General features: G+C 62.5%; 13 protein-coding genes and 4 pseudogenes. 10 read left to right on the top strand and 7 right to left on the bottom strand.

All coding sequences use genetic code 11. From position 1 onward, the window contains the following. Nucleotides 1-41: 41 nt before the first annotated feature. From BLW24_RS10470 to BLW24_RS10480, 3 genes and pseudogenes are all read left to right on the top strand, one after another. Nucleotides 42-1,370: pseudogene (locus BLW24_RS10470) on the top strand (acyl-CoA dehydrogenase C-terminal domain-containing protein); the annotation flags it as partial. A gap of 70 nt (nt 1,371-1,440) precedes the next feature. Beyond that, nucleotides 1,441-2,605 (top strand): annotated as a pseudogene (locus BLW24_RS10475) (iron-containing alcohol dehydrogenase). Between the two features lie 116 nt (nt 2,606-2,721). Beyond that, nucleotides 2,722-3,165, top strand: a complete 444-nt coding sequence (locus tag BLW24_RS10480; protein ID WP_090380114.1) for an acyl-CoA thioesterase — start codon at nt 2,722-2,724, stop codon at nt 3,163-3,165. Between the two features lie 86 nt (nt 3,166-3,251). On the opposite strand, the gene BLW24_RS10485 is transcribed toward BLW24_RS10480, so the two are convergent. Next, nucleotides 3,252-3,665 (bottom strand): glycine zipper domain-containing protein, encoded by a 414-nt coding sequence (locus BLW24_RS10485; protein WP_090380116.1) that lies wholly within the window; start codon nt 3,663-3,665, stop codon nt 3,252-3,254. 144 nt (nt 3,666-3,809) lie between these two features. After that, nucleotides 3,810-4,682 (bottom strand): annotated as a pseudogene (locus BLW24_RS10490) (FdhF/YdeP family oxidoreductase); the annotation flags it as partial. Nucleotides 4,683-4,763: 81 nt separating this feature from the next. Here BLW24_RS10490 and BLW24_RS10495 point away from each other — a divergent pair. Next, on the top strand, nt 4,764-5,855 hold the full coding sequence (locus BLW24_RS10495; RefSeq protein WP_090375546.1) for an IS630 family transposase: 1,092 nt from the start codon (nt 4,764-4,766) through the stop codon (nt 5,853-5,855). Between the two features lie 4 nt (nt 5,856-5,859). On the opposite strand, the pseudogene BLW24_RS10500 reads toward BLW24_RS10495, so the two are convergent. From BLW24_RS10500 to BLW24_RS10510, 3 genes and pseudogenes are all read right to left on the bottom strand, one after another. Next, nucleotides 5,860-7,347, bottom strand: a pseudogene (locus BLW24_RS10500) (FdhF/YdeP family oxidoreductase); the annotation flags it as partial. Then, a complete protein-coding gene (fdhD, locus tag BLW24_RS10505; RefSeq protein ID WP_090380119.1) occupies nt 7,344-8,189 on the bottom strand; it encodes a formate dehydrogenase accessory sulfurtransferase FdhD in 846 nt (281 codons plus the stop codon). The pseudogene BLW24_RS10500 and the gene fdhD, both read right to left, overlap by 4 nt. 120 nt (nt 8,190-8,309) lie before the next feature. After that, nucleotides 8,310-9,203 carry a LysR family transcriptional regulator gene (locus BLW24_RS10510; protein WP_090380122.1) on the bottom strand — a complete coding sequence of 298 codons (894 nt, stop codon included), beginning with the start codon at nt 9,201-9,203 and terminating at the stop codon, nt 8,310-8,312. A 193-nt stretch (nt 9,204-9,396) separates the two neighbouring features. Here BLW24_RS10510 and lysM point away from each other — a divergent pair, with 193 nt between their 5' ends. Beyond that, entirely contained in the window at nt 9,397-9,834 is a 438-nt protein-coding gene (gene lysM / locus BLW24_RS10515) for a peptidoglycan-binding protein LysM (protein ID WP_090380125.1), read from the top strand. A 43-nt stretch (nt 9,835-9,877) separates the two neighbouring features. Here lysM and yrfG read toward each other — a convergent pair whose 3' ends face one another. Then, entirely contained in the window at nt 9,878-10,540 is a 663-nt protein-coding gene (yrfG, locus tag BLW24_RS10520; RefSeq protein WP_090380130.1) for a GMP/IMP nucleotidase, read from the bottom strand. A 133-nt stretch (nt 10,541-10,673) separates the two neighbouring features. On the opposite strand from yrfG, the gene nudE reads away from it, so the two are divergent. Continuing rightward, nucleotides 10,674-11,240 carry an ADP compounds hydrolase NudE gene (nudE, locus tag BLW24_RS10525; RefSeq protein ID WP_090380133.1) on the top strand — a complete coding sequence of 189 codons (567 nt, stop codon included), beginning with the start codon at nt 10,674-10,676 and terminating at the stop codon, nt 11,238-11,240. Continuing rightward, nucleotides 11,237-12,058: a 3'(2'),5'-bisphosphate nucleotidase CysQ gene (gene cysQ, locus BLW24_RS10530; protein ID WP_090380136.1), complete on the top strand. Its 822-nt coding sequence runs from the start codon at nt 11,237-11,239 to the stop codon at nt 12,056-12,058. Before nudE ends, cysQ begins: the two co-directional genes overlap by 4 nt. Before the next feature lie 179 nt (nt 12,059-12,237). Here the strand turns inward: cysQ and BLW24_RS10535 are convergent, their stop codons facing one another. Next, nucleotides 12,238-14,148, bottom strand: coding sequence for a beta-ketoacyl synthase (locus BLW24_RS10535; protein ID WP_090380139.1), 1,911 nt, complete (start codon nt 14,146-14,148; stop codon nt 12,238-12,240). Nucleotides 14,149-14,390: 242 nt separating this feature from the next. On the opposite strand from BLW24_RS10535, the gene BLW24_RS10540 reads away from it, so the two are divergent. The 3 genes from BLW24_RS10540 to BLW24_RS10550 all read left to right on the top strand — a co-directional run bounded on the left by BLW24_RS10540 (nt 14,391) and on the right by BLW24_RS10550 (nt 18,925). Next, nucleotides 14,391-16,085 (top strand): acyl-CoA synthetase, encoded by a 1,695-nt coding sequence (locus tag BLW24_RS10540; protein ID WP_090380142.1) that lies wholly within the window; start codon nt 14,391-14,393, stop codon nt 16,083-16,085. 100 nt (nt 16,086-16,185) lie between these two features. Next, nucleotides 16,186-17,187 carry an extracellular solute-binding protein gene (locus BLW24_RS10545; protein ID WP_090380145.1) on the top strand — a complete coding sequence of 334 codons (1,002 nt, stop codon included), beginning with the start codon at nt 16,186-16,188 and terminating at the stop codon, nt 17,185-17,187. Nucleotides 17,188-17,308: 121 nt separating this feature from the next. Further along, nucleotides 17,309-18,925 (top strand): ABC transporter permease, encoded by a 1,617-nt coding sequence (locus BLW24_RS10550; protein WP_090380148.1) that lies wholly within the window; start codon nt 17,309-17,311, stop codon nt 18,923-18,925. Nucleotides 18,926-19,037 lie beyond the last annotated feature (112 nt).

The following is a 19,037-nucleotide window of genomic DNA, read 5'->3' on the forward strand; positions in this document are numbered from 1 at the left end:
CAAAACCTCTCCAGAGGGAGGTGGGGTCTATGGAGCGCTTACAATGGACCGGCACCATGTGCCTGACCGAACCCCAGGCCGGCACCGATTTGGCCCTGCTGCGCACCAAGGCTGAGCCGCAGGCGGACGGCAGCTTCAAGGTCAGCGGCAGCAAGATATTTATCAGCGGTGGCGAGCAGGACCTGTCGGAAAACATCATCCACCTGGTGCTCGCGCGCCTGCCGGATGTCCCGGCCGGGGTGAAGGGCATCAGTCTGCTGCTGGTGCCGAAATTTATCGCCGCGGCCGACGGCACGCCGGGCGCGCGCAACGCGCTGTCCTGCGGGGCCATCGAGCACAAGATGGGTATCAAGGGCGCGTCCACCTGCGTGATGAACTTCGACGGCGCCACCGGTTGGCTGATCGGTGAAGCCAACCAGGGCCTGGCCTGTATGTTCACTATGATGAACGACGCGCGCTTTCAGGTCGGTTTGCAGGGCTTGGGGATAGGTGAAGCGGCCTTCCAGAGTGCGCTGCGCTATGCCCGCGAACGCCTACAGTCACGCGCGCTGAGCGGGCCGGCGGAGCCAAGCAAGGCAGCCGACCCGATCATCGTTCACCCCGATGTGCGGCGCATGCTACTGACGCAGAAGAGCCTGGTCGAAGGCAGCCGCATGCTCGCCGTCTACTGCGCGCGCCAGCTTGATCTGGAGCACGCACACCCGGACGTCACTGCACGCAAGGCCGCCGGTAAGCGCGCGGCACTGCTGATCCCGATCGTCAAAGCCTTCTTTACCGATATGGGCCAGGAGGTCGCCAGCCATGCGGTGCAGGTGTACGGCGGCCACGGTTTTATCCGCGAGTGGGGCATTGAGCAGCTGATGCGCGACAGCCGCATTACCCAGTTGTATGAAGGCACCAACGGCATTCAGGCGCTGGACTATATCCGCCGCAAGGTGCTCGGTGACGGTGGTGCCGAACTGTCGGCGCTGCAGGCCGAGTTCAGCGAGCTGTGCGACGCTCAGGTGGACCGCCCGGTGTTGGCCGCGATGGCTAAAACGGTGCAGGCGCGTCTGGGCGAGTGGCGCGAGCTGAGCAGCGCAGTGATTGCCGCCAGCCAGCGCGATGTGCAGGAGATCGGCGCGGTGTCGGTGGATTTCCTCCAGTATTCGGCCTATGTGCTACTGGCCGGTTTCTGGCTGCAGGCGGCGGCGCGGGCACAGGATGCGCTGGAGGCGGGTAGTGGCGAAGCCGCGTTCTACCAGGCCAAGCTGCAGTCAGCCGACTTCTACCTGCGTCGGGTGTTGCCACGGGCCAGCGCCCATCGCGAGTCCCTACTGGGCGGTGCCGACTGCCTGATGGCCATGGATGAGGCGAGTTTCGCCTTCTGACCGAAAGGCGTAGCGTGGGCACCAGCCACGCTGCGGCTCGCGCCAATAATTACAACAAGAGGATCACCCCATGCTGCCCTTTAGCTTTGCCACCACGGCGCAGATTCTTTGCGAGATCGGTGCGTCCCGGCGTCTGGCCGAGCTGTGCCGTGAGCGCGGCGCGCAGCGGGTGCTGATCGTCACCGATCCGGGCATCAGCAAGCTTGGGCTGCTCGACGAGGTGCTGGCGGGCTTTACTCGTGCTGGCTTGAGCGTCGAGGTATTCGATCAGGTGGTGGCCGACCCGCCCGAGACGACTCTGCTCGCTGCAGTGGCGCAGGCCCAGGCACTCAAGGCTGAATTGATTGTCGGTTTTTGGCGGTGGCAGCTCGATGGATGTGGCCAAGCTGGTGGCCTTGCTGGCGCACCCCGAGTGCAGTCAGGTGCTGGTGGACATCTATGGTGTCGGCAATGCCCGGGGTCAGCGTTTGCCGCTGTTTCTAGTGCCGACCACTGCCGGTACTGGCTCGGAAGTCACGCAGATTTCCATCATCACCACCGGTGCCACCACCAAGATGGGCGTGGTCTCGCCGTTGCTGCTGCCTGATCTAGCGATACTGGATGCCGAGTTGACCCTCGGTTTGCCGGCGGCCGTAACGGCGGCAACCGGCATCGACGCCATGGTGCATGCGGTCGAGGCGTACACCAGCAAGCTCAAGAAGAACCCGCTGTCTGACCTGCTCGCACGTGAAGCATTGCGCCTGCTCGCCGCCAATCTGGATGAAGTGGTGAGCAATGGCGGCAACCGTGAGGCGCGCCAGGCCATGCTGCTCGGCTCCTGCCTGGCCGGGCAGGCGTTTGCTAACGCGCCGGTGGCGGCGGTGCATGCCCTGGCGTATCCGCTGGGTGGGCATTTCCATATTCCCCACGGCTTGAGCAACGCGCTGGTGCTGCCCCATGTACTGGGCTTTAACGCTCGTTCGGCTGCACCCTTGTATGCCGAGTTGGCGCCGCTGGTGCTGGGTGACGCGCTGCGCGCCGGCAGCGAGCTGGAGCAAACCGAGCAACTGATTGGCGCGCTGGCTGATTTCAGTGTGCGCAGTGGCTTGCCGACCCGTTTGCGTGATGCGGGGGTGCCTGAGTCCATGTTGCCGACCCTGGCCCGCGACGCCATGCAGCAACAGCGCCTGCTGGTGAACAACCCACGGGAAATGACCGAGGCCCATGCCCTGGCTATCTATCAAGTCGCCTATTGACCGCGTTCGCGGCTAAAGCCCCTCCCGCGGAGTACCACGCGCCTGTAGGAGGGGCTGGGCGGCGCCCCGCTTTAGCCGCGAGGCTTGCCGATTCTCGCCCATTACAAGGATTCCCAATGAACCAACCCCAGCATCTGCGCAGCGATTACCGGCACTTCCAGCCGATCACCACGCGCTGGCATGACAACGACGTCTACGGCCACGTCAACAACGTCACCTACTACAGCTTCTTCGACAGCGCGGTGAACACCTACCTGATCGAAGTCGGCGGCCTGGATATTCATAACGGCGAGGTGGTGGGTTTTGTCGTTAGCTCAAGCTGCGATTACTTCACCTCGATTGCCTTCCCCGAGCGTATCGAGATCGGCCTGCGGGTCGGAAAGCTGGGCAACAGTTCGGTGCAGTACGAACTGGCGGTGTTCAAGGCGGATGAAGGCGAGGCCTGTGCGGCCGGGCGTTTTGTGCACGTCTTCGTAGACCGCAGCAGCAACCGTCCGGTGAGCATCCCCGAGCATCTGCGGGCTGCGTTGACCGTGCTGTTGATGGAGCCGGCGGTGTAGTTGGCGCTTGAGCGGCGAGCCGTTGGCTTTCCCACGTAAAGAAAAAAGCCGCTGTTAGGCGGCTTTTTGCGGTCAGCATTCGGCACTTAGCGGTGTTTGTGCTTTTTATGTTTCTTGTGTTTCTTGCCGTGGTAATGGCCACGATCACGTTCGCTGCCGCCAGCGTATTCATTGGCCAGCGCGCCACCGAGGCCGGCACCGATGGTTGAACCGGTGCTGCCGCCAACCTTGTTGCCCAGTACCGAACCACCGGCCGCACCCAGGCCACCGCCCAGTGCGGCTTCGGCCTTGTTGCCGTCGCGGGCGGTAATGACGCCACCTGCCGCGCCACCCAGGCCTGCACCAATCGCTGCGCCGGTGCTGCCGCCGACCTGTTGGCCGATCACGTTACCCAGGGCACCGCCAATACCTCCGCCGATGGCGACCTTGCCGGTATCGCCCGCCAGGGCCAGGGGTGAAGCCAGGGCGCTGAATACCAGCGCAGACAGTAATGTACGCATACGGCAGACCTTCTCGAGTGAATGGCTGCTCGGAGCTAGGCCTTTGTTTTTAAAGGATAATTTGTCAGTGCACAGTCTTAGAGGGCGTTTTGCCGAAAAATTCCCTGCCGCTGGTCGCCGTTGTGATTGCCGCCACAGATCCGCTCACAGGATGCGCGCTTCGGCCTGATGCGCCTGCAGACGAATGGCCACGTACTTCGAGGTCGGGGTAAAGCTGCCCGTGCCAAAACTCTGCAGCGGCACCAGCGGGTTGGCTTCCGGGTAGTAGGCGGCGGCCTGGCCGGCGGGGATGTCGAAGGCCAGCAGGGTAAAGCCCACGACCTTGCGCTCGATGCCGTCATCCCAGATCGACTGGATGTCGACCTGCTGCCCCGGCTGAAAGCCCAGGCGCAGAATGTCGGCTTCGTTGGCGAACAGCACCTGACGCTGGCCCCTGACTCCACGGTAGCGGTCATCCAGGCCATAGATGGTGGTGTTGTACTGATCATGAGAGCGCAACGTCTGCAGGATCAGGTCCGGCGTTTGCCCGCTGTTGCGCACCTGCGCGGGCAGCAGGTCTGCGGGCAGCGGGTTGGCCTTGAAGTTGGCTTTTTTGCTGGGGGTGAGCCAGCGCCGTTCGGCCACCGCATTACCCAGGTAGAAGCCACCAGGGTGTTGCAGGCGCTGGTTGAAATCGCTGAAGCCAGGAATGGTCTCGGCAATCAGCATGCGGATGCGCTGGTAATCGGCAATCAACGCGTCCCACTCCACCGGGTGGTCGCCCAGGGTGGCTTTGGCGATACCGGCGATGATCGCCGGCTCCGAGCGCATCTGGGGCGACAGCGGCTCAAGCTGGCCGTATGAGGCGTGGATCATGCTGAATGAGTCCTCCACGGTCACTGCTTGCGGGCCACCAACCTGGTGGTCTATATCGGTACGGCCCAGGCACGGCAGGATCAGCGCGTCGCTGCCGGTGGTTAGGTGGCTGCGGTTGAGTTTGGTGCTGATCTGCACGGTCAGTGCGCAGCGGCTCAGTGCTAGTGAACTGTCTGTAAAATTCGTTAATCCAATGTCGGGCCAGTATACTGCGCGCTCTATCGTCATGAATTGAGCTCCCATATGGCCCGGCCAGCAGCCCCATTCTTCTTGAGTCCCAGTGATGCCGACATGCTGCAAGGCTGGTTACGCATGGGATCGCTGCCTCAGAGCATCGGCCAGCGGGCCAGAATTCTGTTGCTGCTGGCCAACGGTCTCACGCCCAAGGAGATCAGCGAGCAGCTGCAAGTCTCTGCGCCAGTGGTCTTCAAATGGCGTAAACGCTACCAGGAGACCGGTCTGGAGGGGCTGAGTGACCTGCGGCGCAGTGGAGCGCCTCGCAAGCTCAACGAAGCGAAGATCAAGGAAATCCTGACGCTGACGACCCAGCGAGTCCCGCGCGAAGCTACCCACTGGAGCCTACGGTTGATGGCCAAGTACGCTGGGGTCAGCATCTGGCAGGTCGCACAGGTGTGGGCTGCTGCCGACCTCAAGCCGCACCGGTTGAAAACCTTCAAGATCAGTAACGACCCGCACTTTGCAGACAAAGTGGTCGATGTCGTCGGGCTCTATTTGAATCCGCCCGACAACGCCCTGGTGCTATCTGTTGACGAAAAAACACAGATCCAGGCGCTGGACCGCACACAGCCCATGCTGCCGCTCAAGCCCGGGCAGATTGAGCGGCGGACGCATGACTATAAGCGCCACGGTACGGCCAGTCTGTACGCAGCCTTTGACATCCTGACGGGTAAGGTCATCGGCCGTATCACCCAGCGGCACAGGGCCAAGGAGTTTTTGGAGTTCCTTCGACAGATCGACCGCAGCACCCCCGCCGAGCTGGACCTGCATGTAATTCTGGACAACAGCTCGACTCACAAGACCGCTGCCGTCAGGGAATGGCTGGAGAAGCATCCCCGTTTCAAGCTGCACTTCACACCGACCAGCGCCTCGTGGCTGAACGCCGTGGAGGGCTGGTTTGCGCAACTGGAAAGACGGGCGCTTTATCGTGATGCCTTCAGCAGCGTGGCTGACCTGAGAGCGGCGATACGTCGCTTCATTGAGGCTCATAACGAACATTCGGCTAAGCCGTTCCGCTGGAGCAAAACGGCTGAGTCGATTATCAGCTCCGTGCATCGAGCAAAGCTGGCTGTAATTCGGAATGAGTTATTGGATTAACCAGACAGGCCACTAGATGGCTGCGTGGGCTGTCCGGGGTGGCTTGGGCAAAGTTGCCGCCCAGGCCGATAAACACCTTGGCCTGACCATCGAGCATGGCGTTGATCGCTTCGACGGTGTTGTGACCCTGCGCGCGCGGCACTTGGAATTTAAAACGCTGCTGCAGTGCATCGAGAAAGGCTGTGGTGGGCCGTTCACTGATGCCCATGGTGCGATCGCCCTGCACATTGCTGTGGCCGCGCACCGGACACAGACCAGCCCCGGGTCGGCCGAGGTTGCCGCGCAGCAGTTGCAGGTTGACGATTTCCTGAATGGTCGCCACCGAGTTGTGGTGCTGGGTGATGCCCATGGCCCAGCAGATGATCACCCGTTCGGCGCGGCGGTAGAGCAGAGCCGCGTGCTGCAACTCATCCAGGCTCAGTCCGGATTGTTCGATCAGCGAGTCCCAGTTGCTGGCATCAAGCAACGCCAGGTAGTCATCCACGCCAGCGGTGTGCTCGGCGATAAACGCCAAGTCGAATACTGCCGGTTCGCCTTTGGCCAGCGCTTCGCGGTGCCATTGCAGCAGAAACTTGGCCATGCCGCGCAGGGCAGCTAAATCACCGCCGAGGGCTGGGCGGAAGAACGCGGTGTTCAACGGTTCAGAACCGTTGGTGAGCATTTCCAGGGCGTGCTGCGGATGCTGAAAACGTTCCAGGCCGCGCTCTTTCAGCGGGTTGAAGCACACCACTTGAGCGCCGCGCTTTACCGCCTCGCGCAGGGGTTCGAGCATGCGCGGGTGGTTGGTGCCAGGGTTCTGCCCGAGCACGAAAATCGCGTCGCTGTGTTCGAAGTCGGCGAAGGTGACGCTGCCCTTGCCCTTGCCCTTGCCCTTGCCCTTGCCCTTGCCCACGCCGACGCTCTGGCCGAGGGCCACGCCGCTGGCTTCGTGGCACATGTTCGAACAGTCGGGGAAGTTGTTGCTGCCAAAGGCGCGCACGAACAGCTGATACAGGTAAGCCGCCTCGTTGCTGGCGCGGCCCGAAGTATAGAACTCCGCCTGATTGGGGCTTTCTAGCTGTTTCAAGTGCTCGGCGATCAGGCTAAATGCAGCGTCCCAACTGATCGGTAGGTAATGATCGCTAGCCGCGTTATAGCGCATCGGCTCGGTCAGGCGGCCCTGGTATTCAAGCCAATAATCGCTCTGCTCGCGCAGTTGGCTGACGCTATAGCGGGCGAAGAAGGTGGCATCCACGCGGCGTTTGGTGGCTTCCCAGTTGACTGCCTTGGCGCCGTTCTCACAGAACTTGATGTGGCCGTCTTCCGGCGAGTCGCCCCAGGCGCAACCCGGGCAATCGAAGCCGCCGTGCTGATTGGTCTTGAGCAAGGCGCGGAGGTTTTTGAACGGCTGCTTACTGTCCAGCCAGAAGTGCGTCACGCTGCGTAGCGCGCCCCAGCCAGCGGCGGCCCCTTTGTAGGGTTGATAGCGTGGCTTGATCGGTTGCAGGCTCATGAGCGGGCGACTCCGAGCGCGGCTGCCGGGCTGTACACCCGTGGCGCGCTTTGCTGGGGCAGGTGGATCAGGTTGAGGTTGTGCTGACGTGCCCATTGCACGCTCAGGCTGGTCGGCGCTGACAGGCTGACCAGGGTGCCGATACCGGCGCGCAGCGCCTTATGGATCAGCTCCAGGCTGCAGCGGCTAGTGACCACGGCAAAGCCCTGGCGCAGGTCTTCACCGTTGCGATGGAGGGCACCGAGCAACTTGTCGAGAGCGTTATGCCGGCCGATGTCTTCGCGGCACAGGCGGATCTGCCCTTGAGCATCGACAAACAGCGCCGCATGCACCGCGCCGCTGTGACGGGCCATGGTTTGTACGCTTTGAATACGTTGGCGCAAGCCCTGCAAATGAGCAGTCGCAGGTAGCGGAATAGGTACCAGGCTGCGCAGTTGCGGCAGTGCCTGTTCTAGCGCTTTCACCCCGCAGAGGCCGCAGCCACTATTACCGGCTAAGGTGCGGCGCTGTCGTTTGAGTGCCCAGAACGCGCGGTTGCTGACCTGCACGTCGGCGCTGATGGCGTTGTCATGTTGCTGGAGACTGATGTCGTAGATCTCATCGAAGCGGTCGATCAGGCCGGCGCTCAGGCTGAAACCGTAGATAAAGTCCTCAAGGTCGCTGGGCGAGACCATCATCACGCTGTGGCTGATGCCGTTGTAGCTGATTGCCAGAGCCGTCTCGCTGGCCAGCGCGGCAGCGCCGTCCTGCTGGCTATCTGCCAGTTCGACATAGCTGTAGGTGGGCGCTGGCAGTAATGTCGGCGCGCTGGGTGGCGGGCTGGTGGGCGCGTGGCGTGACATGAGCAAGGCTTCCCGGCACGGAGTGATGGGGCCAGCCTAGGCCGCTGTGGAGGGTGCGTCTAATCGCTGTTACCGATCTAGTGATCGATGCTGTCTATCAAGGCTTCAAGTGCGGGCCTTTCAGTCCACAGCAGCGGGTAACAGCTTGTGCGCTTCGGCAAAGCAGGCTTCAGCCAGGGCTGAACGCGGCGCACTGCGGCGCATGATCAGGCCGAGTGGTGCGAGGGTGTGCGCGTCCTCGATGGGCGTCAGCGCCAGGTGCTCGGTGAACTCGGCTAGACCGCTGTTGAGCGGCATGATCGCGCAACACAGGCCGGCGCTGACGGCTTGCAGCAATTGATGCACGGCATCGGTTTCCAGCCGTGGATTGGGCGTCAGACCACGGGAGCGAAAGCTGTGGTCGATCGACTGGCGAAAATGCATGCCGGCCGAGAGCAGGCCCAGCGGCAGGTCGATCAGGCTTTCCCAGCGCAGCGCCGGGCGGGTGAACTGAAAATGCCGGCGGTCATACAACAGACCCATGCGCGTTTCGGCCAGCTCCAGGCTGTCGAAATGCTCAGGGTTGAGGCGGTCGAGGTAGGACAGGCCAAGGTCGAGCTGATTACGCCCGAGGCGTTCGAGAATCTCCTCGCTGCTCAGGGCAAATAACTGAAAGCGCAGCCCAGGATGCTGCTCGGCGAAAAACTGCACCAGGCGCATCGGATCGAAGCCGGCCAGCGGCACTACACCCAGGCGCAGGGTGCCGACCAGCTGGCCACGGCAGGCGGCCGCTTCGGCATACAGGCCATCGTGCGCGGCCATCAGGCTGCGTGCCCAGGCGAGAATGCGCTCGCCTTCAGCACTGAAACCCTCAAAACGCTGACCACGCCGGACCAGCTCAAGACCCAGTTCATCTTCCAGCTGACGCAGGCGCATCGACAGGGTCGGCTGGGTGATATGGCAGCGCGCCGCGGCCTGGCCGAAGTGGCGAGTTTCATCCAGGGCGATGAGGAATTTCAGCTGTTTGATATCCATGCTCAATCCTGCAATGTCCTGGGTTGCGCCGATTCTAGCAGGACGTGAAACGCTTCCTGGCGCTGAATACGCCCTATGGCGCGCCCTGCAGCGACAGCGCAGGGTGTGGCACCTTTGTCACGAATCAGGGTCTAGACTTCTGGCTCCGGGCAGCACCGCCCGGTCACTTTCCAAGGAATCACGAGGAAGCCTTATGAGTCTGTTTGCCTTTGTCAAAGAAGCCGGTACCAAACTCTGGGAGTCGCTGGTTGGCCAGGAGGCCCAGGCGGCCGAGTCGCTGACGGCGCACGTTGCCAAGGTGGGTTTGGGTAATCCGAATATTCAGGTCAGCGTCGAAGGTGAGAAAGTCATCGCCCGCGGTGAAGTTGCCAGCCAGGAAGAGAAGGAGAAAATTCTCCTGGCCCTAGGTAACGTCGCCGGTGTGGCCGAAGTGGAAGACCATATCAGCGTGGCCACGCCGTCCCCTGCGGCGCGCTTTGTCACAGTGAAGAAGGGCGACACCCTGAGCGCGATTGCCAAGGCCGAATACGGCAACGCCAATGCCTACCCGAAAATCTTTGAAGCCAACAAGCCGATGCTCAGCCACCCGGACAAAATCTATCCGGGTCAGGTGCTGCGTATTTCCGAGTAGTAAACGGCGCGTGTCGGGCGGCTGCAATGGCCGCCCGCTGCGTTTAAAGCCCCTGCAGCAACTCCCGGTAATCCTCCACGGCGGCAAACTCTTCGGTGTCCTTCGGCCCCGCCTGGCTATCGGGCTGACGCACGGCGAGCAGGTGGCCGACGCCAAAATGTCCGGCGCTGCGCAGGATCGGCAGGCTGTCATCGATAAACAGACTGCGCGCAGGTTCGAAGCTGATGTCCTGCTGCAGGGCGTGCCAGAACTGCTGGTCTTCCTTGGGGAAGCCATAGTCATGGGAACTGATCAGTCGGTCGAAGTAGGGCGCCAGCTCGATGCGCTCCAGCTTCAGTGACAGAGAATCGCGGTGCGCATTGGTGATCAGCACCACCTGCTTGCCGGCTTGGCGCAGGCCCTGGATAAAGGTGTCGGCGTCCGGGCGCAGGGCGATCAGGTGCGCCACTTCGCGTTTGAGGTCGCGGATCGACAACTTCAGCTCGCGGCTCCAGAAATCCGTGCAGTACCAGTTGAGGGTGCCGGCGTGCTGGCGGAACAGCGGCAGCAACTCGGCTTCGGCCAGAGCACGGCTGACACCGTGGTGCTCGGCATAGCGCTGCGGCAGGTGCTGCAACCAGAAGTGGTTGTCGAAGTGCAGGTCGAGCAGGGTGCCGTCCATATCCAGCAGGACGGTGTCGATGGCGTTCCAGGGTAACGAGGGCATGCGCAGTTCTTCGGGCTGATGCGCAGGGCGTCGCGATTTGCGCCATCGGCGTCGTGATCGCGCAATCTCCTACGCAGATAATAGGAAAAGCCGCGTTATGATAACCCGCTATGTCCTGCCCAGGAGCCGCCCCATGCGTCAGAAACCCACCGTACTCGCCCGCGAGATCGTCGCCAGCAGCCGCCTGTTCCGTGTCGAGGAGCTGCAGCTGCGTTTCAGCAACGGTGTGGAGCGCACCTATGAGCGACTGGTGGGCAAGGGCGCAGGTTATGGCGCGGTGATGATCGTGGCGATGATGGATGCCGAGCATGCCTTGCTGGTCGAGGAATACTGCGGCGGCACCGACGACTACCAGCTGTCGCTGCCCAAGGGCCTGATCGAACCGGGCGAGGATGTGCTGGACGCGGCTAATCGTGAGCTCAAGGAAGAAGCAGGTTTTGGCGCGCGAAAGCTGGAGCTGCTGGCCGAATTGAGCCTGTCGCCGGGCTATATGAGCCAGAAGATTCAGGTGGTGCTGGCCTCGGATCTTTATGAAGAACGCCTGCCCGGCGATGAGCCGGAGCCGATGCGCGTCGACCAGACCAGCCTGCGCGAGCTGTCGAGCCTGATTCAGCACCCGCAATTTACCGAAGGTCGCGCCCTGGCGGCGCTGTATCTGGCCCGCGATGTACTGACTCAGCGCGGGATCTTTAAACCATGAGCCATCCGCTGATCCCTGCTGTGATTGAGTTGGTACGCCAGGCCGGCGCGGCCACGCTGCCGCATTGGCGCGCCGATGTGGCAGTGAATGAAAAAGCCGATGCGTCGCCGGTGACTGCTGCGGATATGGCCGCGCACCATATTCTGAATGACGGCCTGCTGGCTTTGGCGGCTGATATTCCAGTGCTCTCCGAGGAGGCCGCAGATATTGCCCTGAGCACGCGTGCGCAGTGGTCACGCTGGTGGCTGGTTGACCCGCTGGATGGCACCAAGGAATTTATCGCCGGCAGCGAAGAGTTCACTGTCAACGTCGCGTTGATCGAGCAGGGCCGCGTGGTATTTGGCGTGGTCGGCATTCCGGCCACCGGCCAGTGCTATTACGGCGGTCTCGGTCTGGGTGCCTGGCGAGAGGATAAAGCGGGCAAGGCTGAGCCGATCAGCGTGCGTCTGGCCCCGCAGGAGGCCTTTACCCTGGTAGCCAGCCGTCGTCATTCCAGCCCTGCGCAGGAGGCGCTGCTGACCGGTTTGAGTGAACGCTTTGGTGATCTGCAACTGGCCAGTGTCGGCAGCTCGCTGAAGTTCTGCCAGCTGGCCGAGGGTAATGCCGATTGCTACCCGCGCCTGGCGCCGACCTCGCAGTGGGATACCGCCGCAGCGCAGGGTGTGCTGGAAGGGGCGGGTGGTGAAGTGCTGACGCTCAAGGGCGAGGCGCTGACCTATGAAGCGCGCGAATCCTTGCTTAACCCGTACTTTCTGGCCCTGCCGGCTGCCGCTGCCTGGCGCGCCGAGCTGATTCAGCTGGCCCGCGCCTTGGACTGAGTGCTGAGTCTGTCGTGACTTGGCCGGTTCAGTCGCGGCTAAAGCCCCTCCCACAGATCGCCGCGAACGCCCGCATCAACTCGTGGGAGGCGCTTTAGCGGCGAAGGCTGTAGGGCGGGCTACCGCTGAAACTCAGCGAACACGGTGGGTGGCGTTGTTTACATCCACCTGTCGCTCACTCAGTCGAGCATATCGCCGTAGCGTTCATCCTTCTTGAACAGCAGCGGCTGGGCAAAGCCCGGCACCTTGATCTGCTCGCAGTTGATCTCGATCTGCTGGTCGTCGATCAGGTCGTTACCGAAGTTGTAAATGATCCCCAGATCCCCCAGCAGCGCCTTCGCGTCGTAGACCTGGGCGGCAGTGCGGGTGGCTTCGCGGCGTTGCAGGTAGGCGGCAAAGGCCGCTTCGCCATGGCGCTTGCGCAGCATACGTTCGGCTACATGCGGCGCCAGCAGCAGGGCGCTGGCGTTGTTGCCGCCAAAACCCTTGGAGTTGATAAAGCAGACGTCGAGTTGCTCGGGCGCGCGGGCGCGGTCATTGGTGGCGAAGCTCAGGTGCTGCTGGTGCACGTCGTCGGCCACCGCGTCGATGGTCTTGATACCGGGAATGATGCCGTACTTGAAGCTGCCCAGGGCGGAGATCACCTGATCGCCGCTGGCGGTGGCCAGGGAGTGGCCGACAAAGGCCTTCACCGCCGTGACCGGCCACTGCTCAATGGCAAAGGCGCTGGCAATGCGGTCGAGGATTTCCGATTCGGTCACTCGGTTGGCCGGGGTGCTGGAGCCGTGGGCATGCACGAAGCTGCGTTCGCGCACCGCGTCGATGCCCAGCAGTTGTACGGCGCTGGCCACGGCCTTGGCCACGGTCAGGTAGTTGCCCGGGCCGGGGGCAGAAATGGATTTCTTGAAGCCGTCGGCGTTGATAAATACATCCGGCACCGCGCCGTGGATATCTGCGCCCAGCTCCAGGGCCAGGGCGTCGTCCATCAGCACCACGAACTGGCAGGCTTCAGCCAGGGTAAAGCCGCAGTTTTCGCCAAACGGGCGGCTGGCGCGACGGAAGTCCACCGCATCCTTGCCTTCGATCTGCCGCAGGCCATCTTCAGTGGCCAACGCGCCCATGGCGCCGTAACCCTCGATGCACTCCTGATTAATCGGCGCTTCGCTGCTGCCGATGATGACTACCCGCGCTTTGCCATTGGCAATCTGTTCGATGCCCTTCTGCAGGTTATAGAGGAAGGTGGCGCAGGCGCCGGTGATGGCGCCGGTGGTGCCGACGCTGCCCAGCACATAGGCGTTGATAAAGTCCGCCGACATGGTGTTGAGGCCCAGGGCCAGTTGCTTGGCGGTGACGCGGCCGCCTTTGAGGCGCGACTGCATCAGACCGCCGAAGCCGTTTTCGTCAAGCTGGCTCATGATGCAGCTGGAGAACACCGCGACTTCGTCGGGGGCCACGTGCTGCATGATGGTTTGCCAATCGATGCCGGTGGCGCGCAGCGCGTCGGTGACGCCGGCGATGGTCATGGCCAGACCGCGCGGATGGAAGCGCGCGTTGTACAACTCGCTCGGCTCGAAGCCTGTGGGCAGCTGGCCGGCAGATTTCACCGGCAGGGCGCGGTAGCTGTCGACCTTGAATTCGCAGTTGTCGTGCAGGGTCACCAGCACTTCGCTGGCGTTCAGCTCGTCCACCGTCCAGTCGCTCGGTAGCGGCTCGGGCAGGTGTTTGCGCAGGGTGATAAAGCTCAGCGGCTGACCGGCGGTGGCACTGATGTCGATGGTTTTTTGCCAGTGCGCGGCGTCGACATCCAGGTGCTGCTTCTCGATGCGGCGCACCAGGGTCGAGGCGAGAATCTGCTCGGCGAAGCGACTGTCGATCTCGGCCAGGCTTAGGCTATTGCCGGCGTTATCCCGATAGTCGCCATCGACCACCGTGACCAGTTTCATCATTACCGCCAGACCTGCCAGGGTCTGCTGGCGCGCCGGCGTGTCCATGGACTCGATCACGGTGCGGCGGAAACCATGGTGAAACGAGCTGCGCCCGGCCGCGTTATAGCCACCAAAACCAACGATCACAGGTAAGCGTGAGGTCACTCGATAACTCCTTGAAAAGAGGGCGCCAGACAAGCCGAGATAAAGCTATGGAGGCTTGTCACGCAGGCTGAGGCGCTCTGCGGCGGTTATTACGCCGCGATCAAGCGCCGAGCATGGCTGTTCGGATGCCTATGCTGACGTGATTGCTGACTTGTAAGTCACGGTTTCGACCAAGGTAGCGCATCGCAAAAACCTTACGGCTGCTATGGTCTCTGCGCACAACGCCCAGCTGGAGAACAACAATGCACAGCGTCAATCCCTACGAATACGGCATGCCCCGCGATGCGGCTAATTTTCAGGCGCTCAGCCCGTTGAGCTTTCTTGAGCGCGCCGCCAGCGTCTATCCGCAACGCCTGGCGCTGATCAATGGCAGCCTGCGCCAGACCTGGGGTGAAACCTACAGCCGCAGTATTCGTCTGGCCTCGGCCCTGGCCCAACGCGGCATTGGCCTGGGCGACACGGTGGCGGTGATCGCGCCCAACGGCCCGGCGATGTTCGAAGCGCACTTCGGCGTGCCGATGTGTGGCGCGGTGCTGAATGCCATCAACACCCGCCTGGATGCCGAAGCCATCGCCTTTATCCTGCAGCACGGCGAGGCCAAGGTGCTGCTGGTGGACAAGGAGTTCGGCGAGCTGGCCCAGCGCGTGGTCGGCCACTTACCGCAGCCGCCGCTGGTGATCGGCATTGACGACCCGGAATATGCCGATGGTCTACTGATCGGCCAGTTGGAGTACGAGGCGCTGCTGGCCGAAGGCGACCCAGGCTATGCCTGGCAGTTGCCGGCGGACGAGTGGCAGGCGATCTCCCTCAATTACACCACCGGCACCACCGGCACCACCGGCAACCCCAAGGGCGTGGTCTATCACCACCGCGGTGCGCACTTGAATGCCTTGTCCAACGCCATGTGCTGGGACATGAGCCGCTTCCCGGTATACCTGTGGACGCTGCCGATGTTCCACTGCAATGGCTGGTGCTTCCCCTGGGCGCTGGCCGCCTATGTTGGAGTCAACGTGTGCCTGCGCCATGTGCGTGCCGAAGCCATCTACCCTGCCATCGCCGAGCATGGTGTCGACCATTTCTGTGGTGCGCCGATCGTGCTGAATATGCTGGCCAACGCCGCCGATGACTTAAAGGCACTGAAGACCCGTCCGGTCAAGGTGCTGACCGCCGGTGCCGCGCCGCCCGCTGCGGTGATCGAAGCCATGGAAGCCTTGGAATATCGCGTGACCCATGTGTACGGCCTGACCGAAACCTACGGTCCCAGCGTGGCTTGCGAGTGGAAAAGCGAGTGGGACAGCGAAAGCCCGGAACAACGTGCCCGCCTGAAATCCCGCCAGGGCGTGCGTGCGCCGCTGCTCGACGGCCTGATGGTGGCCGACCCGGATACCCTGCAACCGGTGCCGAAAGACGGTCAGACCATCGGCGAAATCATGATGCGCGGCAACGTGGTGATGAAGGGCTACCTGAAGAATCCCTCCGCCACTGCCGAGGCCTTTGCCGGCGGCTGGTTCCATTCCGGCGACCTGGCGGTGTGGCATGCCGATGGCTATGTCGAGATCAAGGATCGCAGCAAGGACATCATCATCTCCGGCGGCGAAAACATCTCCTCCATCGAAGTGGAAGACGTGCTGTATCGCCATCCGCAGATCCTTGAAGCCGCCGTGGTGGCCATGGCTCATGTCAAGTGGGGCGAAACCCCCTGCGCCTTCGTCACCCTCAAACCTGGCGCCGAGCTGACGGCCGAGGAAGTGATCGCCTTCTGTCAGCAGCGCATGGCGCGTTTCAAAGTGCCGGGCTGTGTGGTGTTTACCAGTCTGCCAAAGACCAGCACCGGCAAGGTGCAGAAGTTTGTCTTGCGTGAGCAAGCCAAACAGTTCCGCACCGCAGGCGGTGGCCTGACGTTCCGGCTTCAGCCCACGATGCATGGCGTGGGCTGAAGGCACTTGTTACAGGTTTAAATGGATAGCGAGTTGAGAAGCTAAATGGCATTCACTACTATTTGGCACCTTAACTCGTCTATACCAAGAGGCATTCTTCATGCAGGTAAGCAAAGGGTTGTTCGCTGCACTCTCTCTCACAGCGCTGGCCAGCACCGCGCAGGCCGCCGATGAAGTGGTGGTTTATTCCGCGCGTATCGACGAGCTGATCAAGCCGGTATTCGACGCCTACACCGCGAAAACCGGAGTCAAGGTCAAGTTCATCACCGACAAGGAAGCGCCGCTGATCGCCCGTCTGAAAGCCGAAGGTGCCAACACCCCGGCCGACCTGCTGATCACCGTCGACGCCGGCAACCTCTGGCAGGCCGAGCAGGAAGGCGTGCTGCAGCCGACCAAATCCGAGCTGATTGCCGCCAATATCCCCGCCCAGTACCGCTCCAGCACCGACAGCTGGACGGGCCTGTCGCTGCGTGCGCGGACCATCTTCTACTCCACCGAGCGGGTTAAACCGAGCGAGCTGAGCACTTACGAGGCCCTGGCCGACAAGAACTGGGAAGGCCGTCTGTGCCTGCGTACCAGCAAGAAGGTCTACAACCAGTCGCTGACCGCCACCCTGATCGAAACCCATGGCGAAGCCAAAACTGACGAAATCGTCAAAGGCTGGGTGAGCAACCTGGCGACCGACGTATTCGCCGATGACACCGCGCTGCTGCAGGCCATCGACGCTGGTCAGTGCGATGTGGGCATCACCAACACTTACTACTACGGTCGTCTGCACAAGCAGCAGCCTGATCTGAAGGTGAAGCCGTACTGGCCGAACCAGAATGACCGTGGCGTGCACGTCAACCTGGCCGGTGCCGGTGTGACCAAGCATGCGCCGCACGCCGAAGCCGCGCGCAAACTGCTGGAGTGGATGACTACTCCGGAAGCACAGACCATCTTCGCTGGCGTCAACCAGGAGTTCCCGGCCAACCCGGCTGTTGAGCCTTCTGCCGAAGTGGCGGCCTGGGGTACCTTCAAGGCCGACACCATCGCTACTGAAGTGGCTGGCAAGCGTCAGGCTGAAGCGACCATGTTGATGGATCGCGCTGGCTGGAACTAAGCCAGGGCTAAGCCGCAGGTGGAAAAGCCGTCACGGTTTTCCACCCTGCAACGCGCTGGCTTTATACTGCCGACGCCCCGCCTTTGCGGGGCGTTGTCTTTTCCGCTGTAGAGGACTCTGCGTGGCCCATCCTGCCCAGCGCCGCTGGTACCCCATCGCCTTTGCCGTTGCCTTGCTGGTGCTGCTGCCGCTGAGCGTGCTGATGTTCAGCTGGCACGAGGTCGACCAGCTGATTTGGGCGCACCTGTGGCAAACCCAGTTGCCGCGTCTGCTCGGCAATACCCTGGTGCTGGTGCTCGGCGTGGGCGTGGGTGTGACGCTGCTTGGCGTCAGCCTGGCCTGGCTCACCAGCCTCTGCGAGTTCCCCGGGCGACGCTGGCTGGACTGGGCGCTGATGCTACCGTTTGCCATTCCCGCCTATGTACTGGCGTTCGTGTTTGTCGGCCTGCTGGATTTCGCCGGCCCGTTGCAGACCCTGCTGCGCGAGTGGTTCGGCAGCGCTGTGCGTTTTCCCCGGGTGCGCTCCACCGGCGGGGTGATCATCGTCCTGGTGCTGGTGTTCTACCCCTACGTCTACCTGCTCGCGCGCAATGCCTTTCTGGCCCAGGGCAAGGGGTTGATGGAAGCCGCGCGGGTGCTTGGTCTGAGCCCCTGGCGGGCGTTCTGGCGCGTCGCCTTGCCGATGGCGCGACCGGCGATTGGTGCGGGCCTGGCCCTGGCGATCATGGAAACCCTGGCGGATTTCGGTGCGGTGGCGGTGTTCAACTTCGACACCTTTACCACGGCGATATACAAAACCTGGTACAGCTTCTACAGCCTGACGAGCGCCACCCAGCTGGCCAGCCTGCTGCTGCTGGCGGTGATGCTGGTGCTCTACGGCGAACGCCGCGCCCGTGGTGCGGTACGCTCGGTGAATGAGCGGCCGCGCGGCAAGGCGCTGTATCACCTCAAGGGCGGCAAGGCGCTGGCCGCCAGTGCCTGGTGCGGCCTGGTGTTCGCCTGCGGCTTTGTCATCCCGCTGCTGCAGCTGATCGTCTGGTTCTGGCAGCGCGGCCGTTTCGATCTGGATGAGCGCTACAGCGCCTTGATTCTGCATACCTTGTATCTGGGCGCGATGGCGGCGCTGATCACCGTCAGCGTGGCCTTGTTGCTGGCGTTCTCTCGCCGTTTGACCCCGACCCGTTTGATGCGCGGCACCGTCGGTGTGGCCAATCTCGGTTATGCCTTGCCGGGTTCGATGCTGGCGGTGGCGATCATGCTGGCGTTCAGTTACCTGGACCGCGAGCTGGTGATTCCGCTGTCCAGCTGGCTCGGTGGCGCAGGCAAACCGGTGCTGCTCGGCAGTCTGTCGGCGTTGCTGCTGGCCTATATGATCCGCTTTATGGCGGTGGCCTACGGGCCACTGGAAAACAGCCTGGCGCGTATTCGCCCCTCCTTGCCGGAAGCCTCGCGCAGCCTGGGGGTCGGCGGCGTTGGGTTGTTCTGCAAGGTCTATCTGCCCCTGCTGGTGCCGGGTGCGCTGTCGGCAGCGCTGCTGGTGTTTGTCGATGTGCTCAAGGAAATGCCCGCCACCCTGTTGATGCGTCCGTTCGGTTGGGACACGTTATCGGTGCGAGTATTTGAAATGACCAGCGAAGGCGAGTGGGCGCGCGCCTCACTGCCGGCCCTGACTCTGGTACTGGTCGGCCTGCTGCCGGTGATTCTGCTGATCCGCCGTTCGGCGCGGCGCCACGGGTAGGGTGGGTTAGCTGCGTAGCGGCGTAACCCGCCAGGCTCCTTCAGTACAGCCAAGACCAAGATGACCGCCCCCGGTGTTGCGGCTACAATGCGCGCCATTCGCAGCGGCCGAT

The sequence above is a fragment of the Pseudomonas anguilliseptica genome, assembly GCF_900105355.1.
Classification (GTDB): Bacteria; Pseudomonadota; Gammaproteobacteria; order Pseudomonadales; family Pseudomonadaceae; genus Aquipseudomonas; species Aquipseudomonas anguilliseptica.